General features: G+C 72.7%; 17 protein-coding genes and 1 riboswitch. Of the genes, 6 read left to right on the top strand and 11 right to left on the bottom strand.

Translation table 11 applies throughout. The annotated features are described in order from the left end of the window. Positions 1-31: 31 nt before the first annotated feature. The 6 genes from ELY19_RS17055 to rpe all read right to left on the bottom strand — a co-directional run bounded on the left by ELY19_RS17055 (position 32) and on the right by rpe (position 4,772). On the bottom strand, positions 32-478 hold the full coding sequence (locus ELY19_RS17055; RefSeq protein ID WP_126197299.1) for a 6,7-dimethyl-8-ribityllumazine synthase: 447 nt from the start codon (positions 476-478) through the stop codon (positions 32-34). Continuing rightward, positions 475-954: a 6,7-dimethyl-8-ribityllumazine synthase gene (ribH, locus tag ELY19_RS17050; RefSeq protein WP_126197298.1), complete on the bottom strand. Its 480-nt coding sequence runs from the start codon at positions 952-954 to the stop codon at positions 475-477. Before ribH ends, ELY19_RS17055 begins: the two co-directional genes overlap by 4 nt. Continuing rightward, complete coding sequence (locus ELY19_RS17045; protein WP_126197297.1) at positions 951-2,198, bottom strand: bifunctional 3,4-dihydroxy-2-butanone-4-phosphate synthase/GTP cyclohydrolase II; 1,248 nt, start codon at positions 2,196-2,198, stop codon at positions 951-953. Before ELY19_RS17045 ends, ribH begins: the two co-directional genes overlap by 4 nt. Positions 2,199-2,200: 2 nt before the next feature. Continuing rightward, positions 2,201-2,833, bottom strand: coding sequence for a riboflavin synthase (locus tag ELY19_RS17040; protein WP_126197296.1), 633 nt, complete (start codon positions 2,831-2,833; stop codon positions 2,201-2,203). 55 nt (positions 2,834-2,888) lie between these two features. Next, positions 2,889-3,048, bottom strand: a riboswitch (FMN riboswitch). 45 nt (positions 3,049-3,093) lie between these two features. Then, on the bottom strand, positions 3,094-4,086 hold the full coding sequence (ribD, locus tag ELY19_RS17035; protein WP_126197295.1) for a bifunctional diaminohydroxyphosphoribosylaminopyrimidine deaminase/5-amino-6-(5-phosphoribosylamino)uracil reductase RibD: 993 nt from the start codon (positions 4,084-4,086) through the stop codon (positions 3,094-3,096). An 8-nt stretch (positions 4,087-4,094) separates the two neighbouring features. Beyond that, entirely contained in the window at positions 4,095-4,772 is a 678-nt protein-coding gene (rpe, locus tag ELY19_RS17030) for a ribulose-phosphate 3-epimerase (RefSeq protein ID WP_126197294.1), read from the bottom strand. Between the two features lie 192 nt (positions 4,773-4,964). Between rpe and ELY19_RS17025 the strand changes: the two genes are divergently transcribed. Beyond that, positions 4,965-5,921, top strand: a complete 957-nt coding sequence (locus ELY19_RS17025) for an LGFP repeat-containing protein (RefSeq protein ID WP_126197293.1) — start codon at positions 4,965-4,967, stop codon at positions 5,919-5,921. Positions 5,922-5,998: 77 nt separating this feature from the next. On the opposite strand, the gene ELY19_RS17020 is transcribed toward ELY19_RS17025, so the two are convergent. Genes ELY19_RS17020 through def form a run of 3 tightly spaced genes read right to left on the bottom strand, consistent with a single transcriptional unit; the run spans position 5,999 to position 8,834 of the window. Then, positions 5,999-7,408 carry an RsmB/NOP family class I SAM-dependent RNA methyltransferase gene (locus tag ELY19_RS17020; protein ID WP_416222740.1) on the bottom strand — a complete coding sequence of 470 codons (1,410 nt, stop codon included), beginning with the start codon at positions 7,406-7,408 and terminating at the stop codon, positions 5,999-6,001. Then, positions 7,354-8,289: a methionyl-tRNA formyltransferase gene (locus ELY19_RS17015; RefSeq protein WP_126197292.1), complete on the bottom strand. Its 936-nt coding sequence runs from the start codon at positions 8,287-8,289 to the stop codon at positions 7,354-7,356. The genes ELY19_RS17020 and ELY19_RS17015 overlap by 55 nt, the downstream gene beginning before the upstream one ends. Beyond that, positions 8,289-8,834 carry a peptide deformylase gene (gene def / locus ELY19_RS17010; protein WP_126197291.1) on the bottom strand — a complete coding sequence of 182 codons (546 nt, stop codon included), beginning with the start codon at positions 8,832-8,834 and terminating at the stop codon, positions 8,289-8,291. Before def ends, ELY19_RS17015 begins: the two co-directional genes overlap by 1 nt. 145 nt (positions 8,835-8,979) lie before the next feature. On the opposite strand from def, the gene ELY19_RS17005 reads away from it, so the two are divergent. Further along, on the top strand, positions 8,980-10,038 hold the full coding sequence (locus ELY19_RS17005) for an alpha/beta hydrolase family protein (protein WP_164711632.1): 1,059 nt from the start codon (positions 8,980-8,982) through the stop codon (positions 10,036-10,038). Between the two features lie 99 nt (positions 10,039-10,137). Beyond that, positions 10,138-11,481 (top strand): NADP-specific glutamate dehydrogenase, encoded by a 1,344-nt coding sequence (gdhA, locus tag ELY19_RS17000; protein WP_126197289.1) that lies wholly within the window; start codon positions 10,138-10,140, stop codon positions 11,479-11,481. Positions 11,482-11,554: 73 nt separating this feature from the next. Here gdhA and ELY19_RS16995 read toward each other — a convergent pair whose 3' ends face one another. Continuing rightward, positions 11,555-12,046: an Lrp/AsnC family transcriptional regulator gene (locus ELY19_RS16995; protein WP_126197288.1), complete on the bottom strand. Its 492-nt coding sequence runs from the start codon at positions 12,044-12,046 to the stop codon at positions 11,555-11,557. Positions 12,047-12,199: 153 nt separating this feature from the next. Here ELY19_RS16995 and pdhA point away from each other — a divergent pair, with 153 nt between their 5' ends. From pdhA to ELY19_RS16980, 3 genes are read left to right on the top strand one after another with little or no spacing between them, the layout of a single operon-like run. Then, complete coding sequence (gene pdhA, locus ELY19_RS16990) at positions 12,200-13,327, top strand: pyruvate dehydrogenase (acetyl-transferring) E1 component subunit alpha (RefSeq protein ID WP_126197287.1); 1,128 nt, start codon at positions 12,200-12,202, stop codon at positions 13,325-13,327. 3 nt (positions 13,328-13,330) lie between these two features. Continuing rightward, positions 13,331-14,335 (top strand): alpha-ketoacid dehydrogenase subunit beta, encoded by a 1,005-nt coding sequence (locus ELY19_RS16985; protein ID WP_126197286.1) that lies wholly within the window; start codon positions 13,331-13,333, stop codon positions 14,333-14,335. Then, positions 14,332-15,630 (top strand): dihydrolipoamide acetyltransferase family protein, encoded by a 1,299-nt coding sequence (locus ELY19_RS16980; protein ID WP_126197285.1) that lies wholly within the window; start codon positions 14,332-14,334, stop codon positions 15,628-15,630. Before ELY19_RS16985 ends, ELY19_RS16980 begins: the two co-directional genes overlap by 4 nt. A gap of 17 nt (positions 15,631-15,647) precedes the next feature. Here ELY19_RS16980 and ELY19_RS16975 read toward each other — a convergent pair whose 3' ends face one another. Further along, positions 15,648-17,468: a neutral/alkaline non-lysosomal ceramidase N-terminal domain-containing protein gene (locus ELY19_RS16975; protein ID WP_126197284.1), complete on the bottom strand. Its 1,821-nt coding sequence runs from the start codon at positions 17,466-17,468 to the stop codon at positions 15,648-15,650. Positions 17,469-17,492 lie beyond the last annotated feature (24 nt).

Here is a 17,492-nt window from a genome sequence, read left to right as displayed (position 1 = left end):
GACAGTGGATCCGCCCGCGCGGCCGCGGGTACTAGGCGGTGGGCAGCGCGGCGTGCACCGCGAGGGTGGCGTCGACGGCCCGTGCGGCCTCGGCTCCCTTGCCCACGAAGTGCCGCTCGAAGTAGTCGGTGTGCTCGTCGTGCTCGTGGAAGTGGTGCGGCGTGAGCACCACCGAGAACACGGGGACGTCGGTGTCGAGTTGCACGCGCATGAGGCCGTCGATGACGGCGGTCGCGACGAACTCGTGGCGGTAGATGCCGCCGTCCACCACCAGGCCGGCGGCGACGATCGCGACGTACCGCCCCGACAGCGCCAGCCGCTTCGCGGTCAGTGGGATCTCGTAGGCGCCGGGTACCTCGAAGACGTCGACCGCTGCGCCGTCGTTCCCGAGCCGGGCCCACTCCTCGAGGAAGCCGTCGCGGGCCCGGTCGACGATGTTCCGGTGCCAGGTGGCCTGCACGAGAGCGATGCGGCTCATCGGTCGCCCCGCAGCCGGCGCAGCGTCAGTGCGGTGTCGAGTGCCGCGGAGGCGGCCTGCTCGCCCTTGTCCTCGGCCGAGCCGGGCAGGCCGGCGCGGTCGAGGGCCTCCGCCTCGGTGTTCGTGGTGAGCACGCCGTTGCCGACCGGAACGCCGGCGTCGAGCGAGACGCGCAGCAGGCCCGCGGTGAGCGCGTCGCAGACGTACTCGAAATGGGGAGTGCCGCCGCGGATCACGACGCCCAGCGCCACGACGGCGTCGTGGTTCTTCACGAGCTCCTGCGCCACGACCGGCAACTCGACCGCTCCCGCGACCCGCTCGACGGTGACGTGCCGCACGCCCGCACCCTCGGCCGTCCGGAGCGCGCCCGCGAGGAGCGCCTCGCAGACGGTGTCGTGCCAGCGCGAGGCGACGACGGCCAGCCGCAGGTCGGCGGCGCCGTCGAGGGGGATGTCGGGGACTCCAGCGCCGCTCACGCGGTACCTCCCTGGTCGAAGTGGTCGAGGTCGCGCAGGTCGTGGCCCATGCGGTCGCGCTTGGTGCGCAGGTAGTGGATGTTCTCGGCGTTCGCGCGCAGCGGCATCGCGACCCGCTCGGTGATCTGCAGGCCGTAGCCGTCGAGGCCGACGCGCTTGGCCGGGTTGTTGGTCAGCAGGCGCATCGACGTGATGCCGAGGTCCACGAGGATCTGCGCGCCGAGCCCGTAGTCGCGGGCGTCGGCGGGGAGACCGAGCTGGAGGTTCGCGTCGACCGTGTCGGCGCCGCCGTCCTGCAGCTGGTACGCCTGCAGCTTGTGCATGAGGCCGATGCCGCGGCCCTCGTGCCCGCGCATGTACAGCACGACGCCGCGCCCCTCCTGGGCCACCATCTCCATCGCGGCATCCAGCTGGGGGCCGCAGTCGCAGCGCAGCGACCCGAAGACGTCGCCGGTGAGACATTCACTGTGCACGCGGACGAGCACGTCGGCACCGTCGTCGGCGGTGATGTCGCCCTTGACCAGGGCGACGTGTTCGACGTCGTCGTGGATCGAGGTGTAGCCGACGGCCTGGAAGTCGCCGTAGCGGGTGGGGATGCGCGCGGAGGCGACCTGCACGACGTGCTTCTCGTGCTTCCGGCGCCAGGCGATCATGTCGGCGATGGAGATCATGGCGAGACCGTGCTCGTCGGCGAAGACGCGCAACTCGTCGGACTTGGCCATGCCGCCGGGGTCCTTCTCGGAGACGATCTCGCAGATCACGCCCGCGGGGGCGAGCCCGGCCAGGGTCGCCAGGTCGACGGCGGCCTCGGTGTGGCCGGGACGGCGCAGCACGCCGCCGTCCTTGGCGCGCAGCGGCACGACGTGGCCGGGGCGGGTGAAGTCGTCGACCGTGGAGCTCGGGTCGGCCAGCTTGAGCATGGTGGTGGCGCGGTCGGCGGCGGAGATGCCGGTACCCACGCCCTCCTTCGCGTCGACGGTCACGGTGTACGCGGTGCCGTGCTTGTCCTGGTTGGTCGAGTACATCGGCGGAAGGCCGAGCTTGTCGCAGGTGGCGCCGTCGAGCGGCACGCAGAGGTAGCCGGACGTGTAGCGGACCATGAAGGCCACCAGCTCGGGCGTCGCCTTCTCGGCGGCGAAGATGAGATCGCCCTCGTTCTCCCGGTCCTCGTCGTCGACCACGACGACGGCCTTGCCCGCGGCGATGTCCTCGATGGCGCGCTCGATGGAATCGAACCTGGTCATGGCTACTTCTCCTCCTCGCGCCCGGCGAATCCGGTCAGGCGCTCGACGTACTTGGCGACGATGTCCACTTCGAGGTTGACGACGGTGCCGGGCTCGGCGCCGCCGAGGTTGGTGAGCTCGAGGGTGGTGGGGATGAGCGAGACCTCGAACCAGTGCTGCGCGTCGTCGCCGGTCACCCCCCGCCCGAGCGCGGAGACCGTGAGCGAGACCCCGTCGATGGTGATGGAGCCCTTCTCGACGACGTAGCGGGCCAACTGCTCGGGAAGGGCGAGCCGCACGACCGTCCAGTGCTCGGACGGGCTCAGGCTCAGGACGTGCCCGGTGCCGTCGACGTGGCCCTGCACGATGTGCCCACCGAGGCGGGAGTTCACGGCGGCGGCCCGCTCGAGGTTGACGCGGTCGCCCGGGCCGAGCTTGCTCAGGGAGCTGCGACGGAGCGATTCCTCCATGACGTCGGCGGTGAAGGCGCCGCCCTCGACGGTGACGACCGTGAGGCAGACACCGTTGACCGCGATCGAATCGCCGTGTTTCGCATCGGAGGTGACGAGATCGCCCTGGACCGTGAACCGGGCCGCGTCCGGGAGATCCTCGCGGGCGGTGATCACGCCCAACTCTTCGACGATGCCGGTGAACATCCGCCGCTCCTGCCGCTTCGGCCTCAGGGCGGCACGACGACGCGGGGTACGCCCGCGTAGTTCTCTTTCATCCGGACTATGACCGTCGGCTCCGGGATCGCACCGGAATCTGCTGACCCCCGACCTCGCGGTGGGGCGCTCGCGGGCTCGAACACCGGGATCGCCCGGAGTCCATCACCGCCGGTGGGGAATCGCACCCCGCCCTGAGAACTTCCGCTTCCGAAGGTAGCACTCACCGGCCGCGGCCCCAAGTGTTGGGCTCACGGAGAACGCAACAGTGTGACCAGCACGTCGTCGCCGAGCCGCTCGACGGTGTCCATGCGGAACCGCGTGGCGTCGGCGAGCGTGCCCACGCCGGGCACCGTCAGGGAGGGCAGCCCGGCGCCGAGCAGGACCGGGGCGATGTACGCCTGGACCCGGTCGGCGAGGCCCGCGGCGACGAAGGCACCGATCACGGTCGCGCCGCCCTCGACCTGCACGTGCACGGCGTCGCCCGCGGCGTCCAGCGCGGCGCGCGGGTCGCGGCCGCGCACCAGCCGCGACTCCCCCGGACCGGTCAGCACCTTCGCGTCGGCGGGGATCGGCCTCTCCCCCAGCACGATCCGCACGGGCTGATGCGGCAGCGGCGCCCCGTCGGCGTTCCTGGCGGTGAGCGCGGGGTCGTCGGCGAGAACGGTGCCGGTACCCACGATGATCGCGTCGAGCTGGGCCCGTTCGGCGTGTGCGCGGCTGCGCGCCTCGGGGCCGGTGATCCATTGGCTGGTGCCGTCGGGGGCGGCGATCCGGCCGTCGACGGTGGCGGCCAGTTTGACGGTGACCATCGGGCGGCCGTACCGCTGCCGGAACAGCCACTCTGTGAGCGGCCACGGCTCGACGGCGAGGTGTTCCACCGCGACGCCGGCGCCGCGCAGGGTCTCCGCGCCCCCGGCGGCGACGGGATTCGGGTCGGCGGCGGCGTAGGCGACGTGCGCGATCCCGGCGGCGATGAGGGCCTGCGTGCAGGGGCCGGTGCGGCCGGTGTGATCGCACGGCTCGAGGGTGACGACGGCGGTGCCGCCGCGCGCGGCCGCTCCGGCGTCGGCGAGGGCCACGACCTCGGCGTGTGGGCCGCCCGCGGGGGCGGTGCGGCCCCGTCCGACGACGGTGCCGTCGGCGGCGAGGATCACGGCGCCGACCGGCGGGTTCGGGGTGCTCACCCCGCGCGCCGCCACCGATTCCTCGATGGCGAGCGCCAGCGCGGCCTCGACGTCCACGGGCAGCGTCAGGCCCGTGCGGTGGCGGCGGCCTGGGCGCGCAGCTTGCGCACGGCCTCGGCGGGGTCGGCGGCGTTGTACACGGCCGAGCCGGCGACGAAGCAGTCCACACCGGCGGCGGCGGCCTGCTCGATGGTGTCGGCGTTGATGCCGCCGTCGATCTCGACGAGCAGGCGCAACTCGCCGGAGTCGACGAGCCGCCGCGCGGCGCGCGCCTTGTCCAGCACGTCGGCGATGAACGACTGGCCGCCGAAGCCCGGCTCCACGCTCATGACCAGCAGCGTGTCGAAGCTCTTGAGGATCTCGATGTAGGGCTCGAAGGCGGTACCGGGCTTGATCGCCAGACCGGCCTTGCCACCCGCCGCGCGGATGTCCTTGGCGACGGCGACCGGGTCGTCGGTGGCTTCGGCGTGGAAGGTCACGTTGTAGGCGCCGGCCTCGGCGTACGGGGGCGCCCAGCGGCCCGGGTCGTCGATCATGAGGTGGCAGTCGAGCGGGATCGTCGTGGCCCCCAGCAGGCTCTGCACCACCGGCAGCCCCAGGGTGAGGTTCGGGACGAAATGGTTGTCCATGACGTCGACGTGCACCCAGTCGGCGCCCCCCGCCCCACCGACCGCCTCCACTTCGGCCCCGAGCCGGGCGAAGTCGGCGGAGAGGATGGACGGCGCGATCATCGGCGAAGACATGCGTCGGATTCTACGTCTGCGAATCCGCGGCGCTGCGCGCACACGAGGCCGGATTCGGCTTCGCGCGGCCGTTCGGCCACGGATTCACGGGCGCGCACCGCGGCGTCGTTGTGTTTCATTTGTCACTCTAGTAACATCAGCATCACTAATCACACGAGTAACTCTCGTGTCGTCGATTGTTGAGAGGTCGTCATGCGGATCGCACGCACCACCTTGACCACGTTCGTGGCGGTCGCCGCGGCTGCCCTCGTCGCTGCGGCCCCCGCCATGGCCGACCCCGCGGCCCCCGCCGTGCCGGCGGTCCCCGTCTCCCCCGCCGCGCCTGCGGCCGCCCCTGCTCCCGCTGCGCCGGCCGCCGCCCCGGCCGCTCCCGCAGCTGCTGCCGCACCGGCCGCGCCCGCGACCCCCGCGGCGAGCACCCCGCTCGTCTCCACCGCGAACGCGGTGCCGGCGTCCGCCCAGCCAGCACTGACCGAGCTGGCGAAGATCCCCGGCGTGCAGCAGATCCTCGCGACCGGGCAACTGCCCACCACCGACGTCGCGACGCTGGTGAAGATGTTCGGCAGCGATCCGAACGCGCAGAAGCTCATCGGCCAGCTCCTCGCCGGCCAGGCCGCGGCGACCGCGCCGGCCGCCGACGCCACGCCGGACGAGCCGCTCAAGTTCGCGGTCACCGGCGCGATCAAGGACACCTTCACCAAGGACGGCGGCCAGAAGAAGTACGGCCAGCCCCTCGGTGTCGAGAAGGACGTCGCGGGCGGCTCCAAGGTGCAGGAGTTCACCAACGGCACCATCTACTGGAACCCGAAGGTCAACGGCGGCAAGGCGGCCGGCGTGACCGGCGCGATCCGCGACCTCTACCTCAAGCAGGGCGGCCCCACCGGCAAGCTGGGCTTCCCGCTGATGAGCGAGCTGTCCGTCGGCGGACCCACCGCCGGGTCCGTGGCGGGCGCCTACAACGACTTCCAGAACGGCTCGATCGTCTGGTCGCCCGAGAACGGCGCGCACGTCGTCTCCGGCAAGATCAAGGACCAGTGGGTCAAGGGCGGCGGCGCCTTCGGCGTCGGCTACCCGAAGGGCGACGCCAAGCCGGGCCCCGGCGGCGTGCTCACCCAGGAGTTCACCAAGGGCGGCGTCCTCAAGGGCTGACCCCATCTGAATTGAACACCGTTTCCGTCCTTGAAACCGCAGGTCGCGGTGAACGGAAACGGTGTTCAATTCGTTGGCTAGCCCTTGCGGAGCGCCTGGAAGAACATGCCGTCGGTGCCGTGCAGGTGCGGCCAGAGCTGCACGTGCGGGCCGTCGCCCAGCGCCAGGCCGGTCTCCGGGACGAGCGGGCGGGTGTCGATCCGCTCCAGTCCGGCGACCGCCAGCAGTTCGTCGTCGCCGACGATGCCGAGCGTTTCCGCCACGTGCGGGGAGCAGGTCGCGTAGAGCACCACGCCGCCGGGCCGGGAGAGCGCCGCGGCCGCCGTGAGCAGCTCGCGCTGCAGCACCGTGAGCTCGGCGACGTCGGACGGCTGCTTGCGCCAGCGCGCCTCCGGCCGCCGGCGCAGCGCGCCGATGCCCGAACACGGGGCGTCCACCAGCACCCGGTCGTAGCCCGGTTCCAGCCCCGACGAGCGGCCGTCGGCGACGTGCACGTCGACGGGCAGCCCCGTGACCGCCTTGCGGACCAGCTCCGCCCGGTGCTCGGCGGGCTCCACGGCGTCGACGCGGGCGCCGTCGATCGCGGCGAGGGAGCCCAGCAGCGCGGCTTTCCCGCCCGGCCCCGCGCAGAGATCGAGCCAGCGGCCGCCGTCGGGCCCCTCGAGCGGCGCGACCGCCGCCGCGCGGGCTACCAGTTGCGAACCCTCGTCCTGCACTCCCGCGAGTCCGTCGCGGACGGGTTCGAGCGCGCCCGGATCGCCGCCGGGCAGGTACACCGCGTAGGGCGAGAGCCGGCCGGTCTCCCCCTCCACGATCAGCGCGAGCTCCTCCGCCGAGATCTCACCCGGGCGCGCGACGAGGTGCACGGGCGGGCGGGAGTCGTCGGAGGCGAGCAGCGCCTGGAGCTGCCCCATCGAGTTGATGCCGTTGGCGCGCAGCGACTCCCAGAAGGCCTCCGCGATCCATCGCGGGTGCGCGTACTGCATCGCCAGGTGCCCGAGCAGGTCGTCGGCGGCCGATGGGGCGACGCGGGTGACCCAGGTGTCCTCGTCGTCCTTGGACACCTTCCGGAGCACCGCGTTGGCGAACCCGGAGGCGCCGCGGCCCGACGACGCCTTGACCGTGTCCACGGTCTCGGAGACGGCGGCGTGCGCCCCCACCCTGGTGCGCAGCAACTGGTAGACGCCGAGGCGCAACGCGTCGAGCACCGGCCCGTCGATGTCGGAGGTCGAGCGCCCCGACGCGCTCTCGATCACCGCGTCGAGGAGGCCCTGTGCGCGGCACGCGCCGTAGGTGAGTTCGGTGGCGAACGCGGCGTCGCGGCCCTTGAGCCGCTTCTCGCGGAGCAGCCCGGGCAGCACCAGGTTCGCATAGGCTCCCCGCTCGCGGACGGCGGCCAGGGTCTCGAGCGCGGCACTCCGCGCGGGGTCGGTCACTGGTCGGCTCCGAGGGTCGTGCCCGATTCGACGCGTGCTCCGCGTGCCCAGTCGGCGGCGGGCATGGGCTTCTTCCCGGGCGGCTGGACGGTGCCGAGCCGGACGGGTGCGGTCGCGGTGCCCACGTGGACCTCGCGCTTGGCGACGCGCAGTTCGCCCGGTGCGAGCCGTTCCGCCTCCGCATCGATGGAGACGGGGCCGAGCTTGAGTCGCGCCTCCCCCAACGGGACCCACGCACCGGGTGCGTCGGTCATCGCACGGATGTGCCGGTCGACGGCGCCGGCGGGCAGGTCGAAGCGCACCCGCGCACCGTCGACGGTGACCTTCGGTGCGTGCGAGACGCCGTCGGCCGACTGGGGCTGGGCCTGCAGCGCACCGGCCTCCACTCCGTCGACGGTGCGCGTGAGCAGTTCCGCGCCGTGCTCCGCGAGCCGCGCGAGCAGCACCGTCGCCGTGTCGTCCGGACGGATGCGCTCGGTGAGCACGCCGAACACCGGCCCGGTGTCGAGTCCCGCCTCGATGCGGAAGGTGGACGCGCCGGTCACCTCGTCTCCGGCCTCGATCGCCGCCTGCACCGGCGCCGCGCCGCGCCACGCGGGCAGCAGCGAGAAGTGCAGGTTGATCCAGCCGTGCGCGGGCACGTCGAGGAGGTCGCGCGGGATCATCCCGCCGTAGGCCACCACGGGACAGCAATCGGGGGCGAGGTCGACGATCGCCGCCCTTGCCTCCGGATCGCGGAGCGTGGCGGGCGTGAGCACGGGGATCCCGGCCTCGTCGGCGACCTGCCCGACGGGTGAGCGCCGCACGCCGCGACCGCGGCCGGACCGGGCGTCGGGGCGGGTGAGGACTCCGACCACCTCGTGGTCGGAGGCCAGGAGCGCGTGCAGGGCCGGAACGGCGGGCTCGGGGGTGCCCGCGAACAGCAGCCGCATCAGGCGCGGCCCCCGGCACCGGCGGCACCCGCCGCGAGCGTGGTCTCCGGGTCGGTGAACCACGGGGAACTGCGGATCACGCGCATGACGGCCTTGCGCTCCTCGGGATCGAGGCGGCTGAGGTAGAGCACGCCGTCGAGGTGGTCGCTCTCGTGCTGGATGCAGCGGGCCAGGATCTCCGTGGCCTCGAGCGTCACCGGCGCCCCGGTGACGTCGACGCCCTCGGCCACCACGTTGAGGTACCGGGTGCAGTCGCCGCGGACCTCCGGGATCGACAGGCAGCCCTCGGCGGCGGTGCGCGTCTCGTCGCCCACGGCGCGCCACACGGGATTGATCAGGTGCCCCTCGCGACCGCCGCAGCCGTAGACGAACACCCGCTTGCTGACGCCGACCTGCGGCGCGGCCAGGCCCGCGCCGTTGTGGTGATGCATCGTGTCGATCATGTCGTCGACGAGGCGCGCGAGGTCGGCGTCGAAGACCGTCACCTCGTCCGCTGGGGTGCGCAGGACCGGGTCCGGATAGATGCGAATGGGGAGCACGCTCATTCCCCCATTATCCAGCCCCGACCCGCCGCGGGGCCAGCCGCACCGGTCACAGACGCGCGCCCGCACTAGCAGTTCGAGCGAGGGTTGCCTTAGGATTCCGGACGGAAACGCCACGAACCGCCCCGCCGGGCGAGAGAGGGTCGACGTGCAGTTCGCGCGCGCCCGGCGGCCGTTGATCGGCGCCGCCGTCTGCCTTTCCGTGCTCTTCGGCACGGCGTGCACCACCACCGTTCAGGGTGGCACGGGTGCTCCGTCGTCGTCGGCACCGGCGTCGCCCTCGGCCTCGTACCCGCCGCAGAACGCGGCGTCGATCGTGGGCAAGTTCCCCGTGACGCAGCCACAGCGCATCGTCTACCCGGTGCCGGACGGCGTCTCGGATCCCGAGCAGAACTACGGCGAGTTGTACCTGCCCGCGAACCCGGCGCTGCAGCAGAACCCGTCGGGCGGACCGCTCAGCGCGCGCACCACGATCGAGCTCCCCGCACAGATCCCCGTCGTGGTGCTGCTGCACGGCGGCGGCTGGCGCACCCCGTCGGCGGCGGGATCGATGTCGGAGATGGCGCGCTCGCTGGTCAGCCACGGCGTCGCGGTGTGGAACGTCGAGTACCGCCGGATCGGCGCGGGCGGCGGCTATCCGATCACGCTCACCGACACGGCCGCGGCGATCGACTTCCTGCAGACGGTCAAGGCGCAGTACGCCCCCAATCTGGACCTGAACGACGTCGTGGTCGCCGGGCACTCCGCCGGCGGCCAGCTGGCCGTGTGGGCGTCGGCCCGGTCCATGCTCACGCCGGGCGCGATGGGCAGTGTGCCCGCGGTGACGCCCGCGGCCGTCGTCTCCATGGGCGGTGTGCTCGACATGCGGCGCGCGGTGGCCGACGGCAACGTCAACACGCGCCTCTTCCTCGGCCTGCCGGACGAGTTCCCGCAGCAGTTCGCGGTGGCCGACCCGATTCAGAACATCAACCCCAAGGTCCCGGTGACGTGCTTCAACGGCACCGCCGACCGCATCGTCCGGCCCGCCGGCTGCGAGGCCTTCGTCGCCGCGCTGAAGGCCAAGGGCGGGCGCGGCGAGACCGTGCTGCTGCCCGGCGCGGGCCACAACATCTACCTCCCCTCGCAGTCCCAGAACCGCTACTGGCCCGTGGTCCAGAAGGCGATCCTGGGCTACGTCGACGAGTTCCGGCCGCGCGAGGGGCGGTGACCAGGCCGCGTTGCCCTCGGCCGTCGGGCGAGGGTCGCGGCGCGAATCGCACACCGTAATGTGCCCCTGACGGTCATTACGGACAGAAGGGACTGTGGAATGGCGCACGTTGAGGGAACGCTGGGGACGCTGTACGACGAGGTCCTCCGGCGGAATCCCGGGGAGACCGAGTTCCACCAGGCCGCGAAGGAAGTCCTCGACTCGCTCGCGCCGGTGGTCAGCAAGCACCCCGAGTACGTCGACGCAGCCGTCATCCGCCGCCTCTGCGAGCCGGAGCGCCAGATCATCTTCCGCGTGCCGTGGCAGGACGACGACGGCAACGTGCAGCTCAACCGCGGCTTCCGCGTCGAGTTCAATTCCGCGCTCGGCCCGTTCAAGGGCGGCCTGCGGTTCCACCCGTCGGTGTACCTGGGCATCGTGAAGTTCCTCGGCTTCGAGCAGATCTTCAAGAATTCGCTGACCGGCCTCCCGATCGGCGGCGGCAAGGGCGGATCGGACTTCGATCCCAAGGGCCGCAGCGATGGCGAGATCATGCGGTTCTGCCAGTCGTTCATGACCGAGCTCTACCGCCACATCGGCGAGTACACCGACGTCCCCGCGGGCGACATCGGAGTGGGCGGCCGCGAGATCGGCTACCTGTTCGGCCAGTACAAGCGGATCACCAACCGCTACGAGTCGGGTGTCCTCACCGGCAAGGGCCTCACCTGGGGCGGCTCGCAGGTGCGCACCGAGGCCACCGGCTACGGCGCCGTGTACTTCCTCAACGAGATGCTCAAGACGCAGGGCCAGTCCTTCGACGGCAAGCGCGTCGTCGTGTCCGGCTCGGGCAACGTCGCGGTGTACGCGACCGAGAAGGTCGAGCAGCTGGGCGGCACCGTGGTCGCCTGCTCGGATTCGTCGGGGTACGTCGTGGACGAGAAGGGCATCGATCTCGAGCTGCTCAAGGACGTCAAGGAGCGCCGCCGCGCCCGCATCGACGTCTACGCGGCCGAGCGCGGCGCGATCTTCGTGCCCGGCGGCTCCGTCTGGGACGTGCCTTGCGACATCGCGCTCCCCTGCGCCACCCAGAACGAGCTCGACGGTGACGCCGCCGACCGCCTCATCAAGAACGGCACGAGCTACGTCGCCGAGGGCGCCAACATGCCGTGCACCCCGGACGCCGTGAAGCTGTTCGCCGAGGCGAAGGTCCACTTCGCACCCGGTAAGGCGGCGAATGCGGGCGGCGTCGCCACCAGCGCGCTGGAGATGCAGCAGAACGCCTCGCGCGACTCCTGGTCGTTCGACTACACCGAGGACCGGCTCGCCGACATCATGCGCGGCATCCACGACCGCTGCCTGGAGACGGCCGACGAGTACGGCAGCCCCGGCGACTACGTGACCGGCGCGAACATCGCCGGCTTCATCCGCGTGGCGAACGCAATGCTCGCGCTCGGCGTCGTCTAGGTCGGGAAACCCGCTCGGCGCACGGCCCGGCCACCTCCCCGGTGGCCGGGCCGTCGCGCTCTCCGGCGCGGGACTATCCGACGGCGCCCGGGTCGTGCGGCCCGAGGGCGCCGGGACCGTCGGCCTCGTCGAAGATCAGCCAGGTGCGGGTGGACCGGACGCCGCCGAGCGCCTGCAACCGCACCAGCACCACGTCGCGCAGGGCCGCGTTGTCCGGGGTCCGCACCAGGACGATGACATCGAAATCCCCGCCGACGAGGGCGAAGTGCTCCACGTACGGCAGCTCGCGCAGGTGCTCGGCGACGCCCTGCCACGCGTCCTGGCGGATCGACAAGCCGATGTACGCCGACGTGCCGAAGCCCGCCCGCTCGTGGTCCACCCGGGCCGCGTAGCCGCGGATGACGCCGCTGCGCTCCAGCCGCTCGACGCGCACGTAGGCGTTGGCCCGCGAGACGTGCACGCGCTCGGCGAGCGCCCGCATCGAGATGCGGCCGTCCTCCGCCAGCACCTGCAGTATCCGCCGGTCGAAGTCGTCCAGCCCGGGGTGCTCGGTTCCGTCCGCCATCCGTCCAGCTCCATCCCGCAAGTCAGCCCGACCGTGGACGATCGGCTCGCCTTCTCTGCAATGCTACGACGATCGTCTCGCTACTGACCGGTCCGGCATGAATCCCGTCCGCGCGGTGCACGCTCGAAGAGCAACCCGACCAGGGAGGACGACGTGACCACCACCAGCGACCTCGCGGGCGAGCCGACGTACCGGAAGTTCCTTCCGGCCGACACGCCCGTGCAGTACCTCGACGAGGCGGGCGAGCTCACCGATTCGCACGCGCGCTACCCCCATCCCGACGACGACCGGATGGTCGAGATGTACCGCCGCATGGTGCTGGGGCGGCGGTTCGACGCGCAGGCGACGGCGCTGACGAAGCAGGGCCGGCTCGCGGTCTACCCCTCGTCGCACGGGCAGGACGCCTGCCAGATCGCGGCGGCGATGTGCCTGCGCCCGACGGACTGGATGTTCCCGACGTACCGCGACTCGGTCGCCCTCACGGCGCGCGGCGTCGACCCGGTGCAGGTGCTGACGTTGCTGGCCGGCGACTGGCACTGCGGTTACGACCCCGCGGCCCTGCGGACCGCGCCGCAGTGCACCCCGCTCGCCACGCAGCTCCTCCACGCCGCCGGTGTCGCCCACGGCGAGCACCTGCGCGGCACCGACACCATCGCGCTCGCGCTGTGCGGCGACGGCGGCACCAGCGAGGGCGACTTCCACGAGGCGCTCAACTTCGCCGCCGTCTTCCACGCGCCCGTGGTCTTCCTGGTGCAGAACAACGGTTTCGCCATCAGCGTGCCGCTCTCGCGACAGACCGCGGCGCCCAGCCTGGCGCACAAGGGCGTGGGATACGGCATCGGCTCCGAGCAGGTGGACGGCAACGACCCGATCGCCATGCTGGGCGTGATGCAGGAGGCGGCCCACTTCGTCCGGTCGGGCAACGGGCCGGTCATCGTGGAGGCGCACACCTACCGCATCGACGCCCACACCAACGCCGACGACGCGAGCCGCTACCGCTCGCCCGCGGAGGTCGAGGAGTGGGTCCGGCGCGACCCGATCACGCGGCTGGAGGCCTACCTGCGGTCGCGCGGACGGATCGACGACGCGGTCGTCGCCGCGGTCGCCGATGAGGCCGAGGCCGCCGCCGCGGACCTGCGCGCCCGGATGAACGCCGACCGCCCCGTGGACCCGGCCGACCTGTTCCGGCACGTCTTCGCCGAACCGACCCCGCAGCTGCGCGAGCAGCAGGCCCAGGTGGAGGCCGAGCTCTCCGCCGCATCCGACGCCGAGGAGGAGTGACAGATGCCGCGACACACCATGGCCCAGGCCCTCAACGCCGCGCTGCGCGATGCACTCGCCGCGGACCCGGACGTCGTGGTCTTCGGCGAGGACGTCGGCACGCTCGGCGGCGTGTTCCGCGTGACCGACGGCCTGACCCGCGAGTTCGGCGCCGACCGCTGCTTCGACACGCCGCTCGCCGAGTCCGGGATCGTCGGCTTCGCCGTCGGGATGACGATGGCGGGGTTCAAACCCGTGGTCGAGATGCAGTTCGACGCCTTCGCGTATCCCGCGTTCGAGCAGATCGTGTCCCACGTCGCCAAGCTGCGCAATCGGACCCGCGGGGCGCTCGCGGTGCCGATGGTGATCCGCGTGCCCTACGCCGGCGGTATCGGCGGGGTGGAGCACCACTGCGATTCGAGCGAGGCCTACTACGCCCACACGCCCGGGCTGAAGATCGCGGCACCCGCCACCGTCGACGACGCGTACACCCTGCTGCGGCGCGCGATCGACGACCCCGATCCGGTCGTGCTCCTCGAACCCAAGCGCCTCTACTTCGCCTCGGCGGAGACCGATCTCACCGTCGGCGACCCGCTGGGGCGCGCGGTCGTGCGGCGCGAGGGGGCCGACGCCACGCTCATCGCCTACGGACCGTCGGTGGACATCGCGCTCGATGCCGCAGCGGCGGCCGCGGAGGACGGGACCTCGCTCGAAGTGGTCGACCTGCGCACCCTCGTCCCGTTCGACGACGAGACGGTGACGGCCTCGGTGCGGCGCACCGGCCGGTGCGTGGTCGTGCAGGAGGCGCAGGGCTTCGCCGGCGTCGGCGCCGAGATCGCGGCTCGGGTGCAGGAGCGCTGCTTCCACCACCTGGCCGCCCCGGTGCTGCGGGTGAGTGGCCTCGACATCCCCTATCCCCCACCGAAGCTCGAGCGGCTGCATCTCCCCGGCGTGGACCGCATCCTGGACACCGTCGACCGGCTGCAGTGGGACGACCGGGTCGATCCCCGGTGGGTGGTGACGGCATGAGCGATCAGGTCTTCCTGCTCCCCGACCTCGGCGAAGGACTGACCGAGGCCGATGTCCTGGCCTGGCGCGTCCGGGTCGGCGACACCGTGGCCGTCGACCAGATCGTCGTCGAGGTCGAGACGGCGAAAGCCGCGGTCGAGGTGCCGGTGCCGTTCGCCGGCACCGTCGTCGCCCTCCACGCCGCCCCCGGCGACACGCTGCGCGTCGGCGCGCCGCTGATCTCGGTCGGCGCCCTCACCCCCGCGACCACGGCCGCGCCGCAGCTCGGCGGGCCGCCTCAGCAGGCCCCGGACGCCGACGGCCCGTCGGGGAACGTCCTCATCGGATACGGGACGAGCGACGCGAAGCCCACCCGCCGCCGCCGGCGAGCGGCGTCCCCCACCCCCGGCCCGGCACCGGCCGTACCACGGGGCTCATCGGCACCGCGCGTGGCGCGGGTGATCTCGCCGGTCGTCCGCGATCTCGCGCGCGAACACGGCGTGGACCTGACGACGGTGGCGCCGTCGGGCGTGGGTGGCGTGATCCGGCGGGCCGACGTCGACGCGGCCCTCGCCGCGCGCACGAGCCCGCCCGTCCCGGAGGCGCCGGGAGCGAGCAGGAGCGACGTCCGGATCCCGCTCAACGGCCTCCGCAAGGCCGTCGCCGACAAGCTGACCACCAGCAGGCGCGAGATCCCGGAGGCGACCACCTGGGTGGACGTGGACGCGACCGCGCTCCTCGAAGCACGGACCGCGATGAACGCGACGCTGCCCGAGGCCGACCGGGTGAGCCTGCTCGCGCTGCTCGCCCGTCTCGCGGTCGCGGCGCTGCGGCGGTACCCCCAACTCAACTCGTCGGTCGACCTCGATCGCCGGCACATCGTCCAGCACGGGCGCGTGCACCTCGGCATCGCGGCCCAGACACCACGGGGGCTGGTGGTGCCGGTCCTCGCGGACGCCGACACCCTGTCGACCGTCGAACTCGCACGGCGGCTCACCGAGACCACCGCCCTCGCCCGGGAGGGCGCGCTGCCGCCCGCACGACTCACCGGAGGCACGTTCACGCTCAACAACTACGGCGTCTTCGGCGTCGACGGCTCGGCGCCGATCATCAATCACCCCGAGGCGGCGATCCTCGGGATCGGGCGGATCATCGACCGTCCGTGGGTGGTCGACGGTGCGATCGTCCCCCGCAGGATCGCCCAGGTCTCGCTCGCCTTCGACCACCGGGTGTGCGACGGCGGCGAGGCGGGCGGCTTCCTGCGGCTGTTCGCGGACTACGTCGAGGACCCGATCCGCGCGCTCGCCCACCTCTGAGCGCGTCCTCGGCGGCGTCAGGACACGCGGACCGTCGCCCACGTGTACCGGCCCGGTACCCCGTCGGCGTAGCCGACGCGGTACTCGCCGGGCAGCCCGCCGAGGTCGACGGTCACCGTCGCGAGGAACCTCGTACCCCGGCGCCGCCACACGATCTCGGTCGTCGGGGAATCGTCGTCGGCGAGGGGGACCCAGCGGCCCTCCTCGCGCCGTTCCACGCGTGTGTAACTGTCGGGTATCGCGCGATTCGGGTGGCCGCACGCGAAGACGACGCCGAGCCGGCCGTCCGGGCCCGGCGTCCGCACGGCGGCCACCCGGACCGGGCGAGGACGGCTCAGCACCGTCGAGCCCGACGGTGACCCGATCCGCGCGGCCCGCTGCCGGGCCGGGGGCGTGCCCGGCTCGGACGGGCGGCCCGCGGCGAGGTCGGACGCGAGCCGCTGCGCGGCCTCCGCGAAGGCCGCCAGCTCGTTGCGTCCGAAGACGGTGCTGCCGGCCTCGTAGCGCTGCGCGTCGTACTCCTCCGGGGTCGTGAGGTAGTGGGCGTAGCCGTTCGCGTACCCCTGGACGAGGACGTCGCCCGATCCGATCCCCGCCGCCCCGGCGACCGCGTCCCGCAGCCTGGCCCCGGCCATGACGGTGACCTCCACCGGCAGGCACAGCACGTGCAGCTCCCCGAGCCGGATCAGCTGCACGGGCAACGTCTCCTGTACCCAGCCGAGCACGCCGGCGGGCAGCAGCATCTCCTTGGGCGCCTGCTGCGCGGCGAGTACGGGCCGGCGGCGGTACAGGGCCCGGCTGAGCGCCCCGACGCCGTTGCCGAGCCCCTGCCGGAACGCCGGCGCACCGAGTCCGTCCGAGGTGCCGGCGGCGAAGGCGGCACCGAGTACGGCACGTCCGGTGGGGCCGTCCGCGGTGGTCACGGCCCCGAAGTCGACGTACGTGAGGCGGTGGTCGACCGCGGGCGTCAGGGCCCGGCCGGGCCCCTCGGCGAGCCGGCGCGCCGTCTCCAGCTGCCGACGGCCGATCTCGGCGGTGTTCTCCCGCTCGTCATCGGTGGGGCCGCGACCGGCGCCGCCGCCGAGGTTCGGCGACATGTCGCCCGCATTGGTCTGTGCGAAGGCCGCGAGGAAGTCGGAGCGGCGGGCCCGCTCCGCGGCCTCCCAGGCCGCGGCGGCCCAGCCCTTGTTGTCGGAGCTGACGAGACGGTTGCCGTTGCCCATCGACGTGCAGTGCACGGCGAACCAGTCGATCGCGGCGCGAAGTTCACCGTCGCGCTCGACGCGCAGCAGGGTGACGGCGGGGTCGATGCGCCCGGGCAGCCGGTCGCGATCGGGGTTGCGGTCGAAGGAGCTCGCGCTGCGGTTGACGGACGCGTCGTGCAGCTCGCCCCGGGCCACCGACAGCTCGGCGGGCGCGAGTGCCGACTCTGCGTCGAGGACCGCGCGGACCACGCCGTCGACCAGTCGGTGGAAGGTCCGGGGGTGCTGGCCCAGAGTGGTGATGTTGTACAGCCGGTGCCGCCCGTGTCCCCCGGGTCCGCAGTGCGTGTGCGTCGCCGTGAGCACGACGTTCGCGGCGGAGAGCCGGCCGTCGGTGGCGACGGCGAGCCGGTCGGTGATCTCGTCGACCGCGGCCTGGAAGAACATCCCGATGTCGGCGACGACGTAGGCCATCCGGTGCGTGGCGGTGGCGACGACGACGGCGCGCGCCCACTGCCGGGTGAGCAGGCCGCGGCCGCGCTGGCCCGGCATGCCGTAGCCCATCAGGCCGACGCCCCACGGCTCCCCGGTGATGTCCGCCTTCGCCCATCCCGCACGCCAGCCCGTCGCAGTCACGGCTTCGAGGTTAGAACCTTCCCT

This window comes from Tsukamurella paurometabola (genome assembly GCF_900631615.1).
Lineage (GTDB): Bacteria > Actinomycetota > Actinomycetes > Mycobacteriales > Mycobacteriaceae > Tsukamurella > Tsukamurella paurometabola_A.
This window is presented reverse-complemented; position numbering and strand designations above follow the sequence as displayed.

Bases quoted from the DNA above. Each gene is read 5' to 3' on its own strand.
- ELY19_RS17055 (WP_126197299.1), bottom strand. From the start codon at position 478: ATGAGCCGCATCGCTCTCGTGCAGGCCACCTGGCACCGGAACATCGTC.
- ELY19_RS17045 (WP_126197297.1), bottom strand. From the start codon at position 2,198: ATGACCAGGTTCGATTCCATCGAGCGCGCCATCGAGGACATCGCCGCG.
- ELY19_RS17040 (WP_126197296.1), bottom strand. From the start codon at position 2,833: ATGTTCACCGGCATCGTCGAAGAGTTGGGCGTGATCACCGCCCGCGAG.
- rpe (WP_126197294.1), bottom strand. From the start codon at position 4,772: ATGTCTTCGCCGATGATCGCGCCGTCCATCCTCTCCGCCGACTTCGCC.
- ELY19_RS17025 (WP_126197293.1), top strand. From the start codon at position 4,965: ATGCGGATCGCACGCACCACCTTGACCACGTTCGTGGCGGTCGCCGCG.
- ELY19_RS17015 (WP_126197292.1), bottom strand. From the start codon at position 8,289: ATGCGGCTGCTGTTCGCGGGCACCCCCGAGCCCGCCGTTCCGGCCCTG.
- def (WP_126197291.1), bottom strand. From the start codon at position 8,834: ATGAGCGTGCTCCCCATTCGCATCTATCCGGACCCGGTCCTGCGCACC.
- gdhA (WP_126197289.1), top strand. From the start codon at position 10,138: ATGGCGCACGTTGAGGGAACGCTGGGGACGCTGTACGACGAGGTCCTC.
- ELY19_RS16995 (WP_126197288.1), bottom strand. From the start codon at position 12,046: ATGGCGGACGGAACCGAGCACCCCGGGCTGGACGACTTCGACCGGCGG.
- ELY19_RS16985 (WP_126197286.1), top strand. From the start codon at position 13,331: ATGCCGCGACACACCATGGCCCAGGCCCTCAACGCCGCGCTGCGCGAT.
- ELY19_RS16980 (WP_126197285.1), top strand. From the start codon at position 14,332: ATGAGCGATCAGGTCTTCCTGCTCCCCGACCTCGGCGAAGGACTGACC.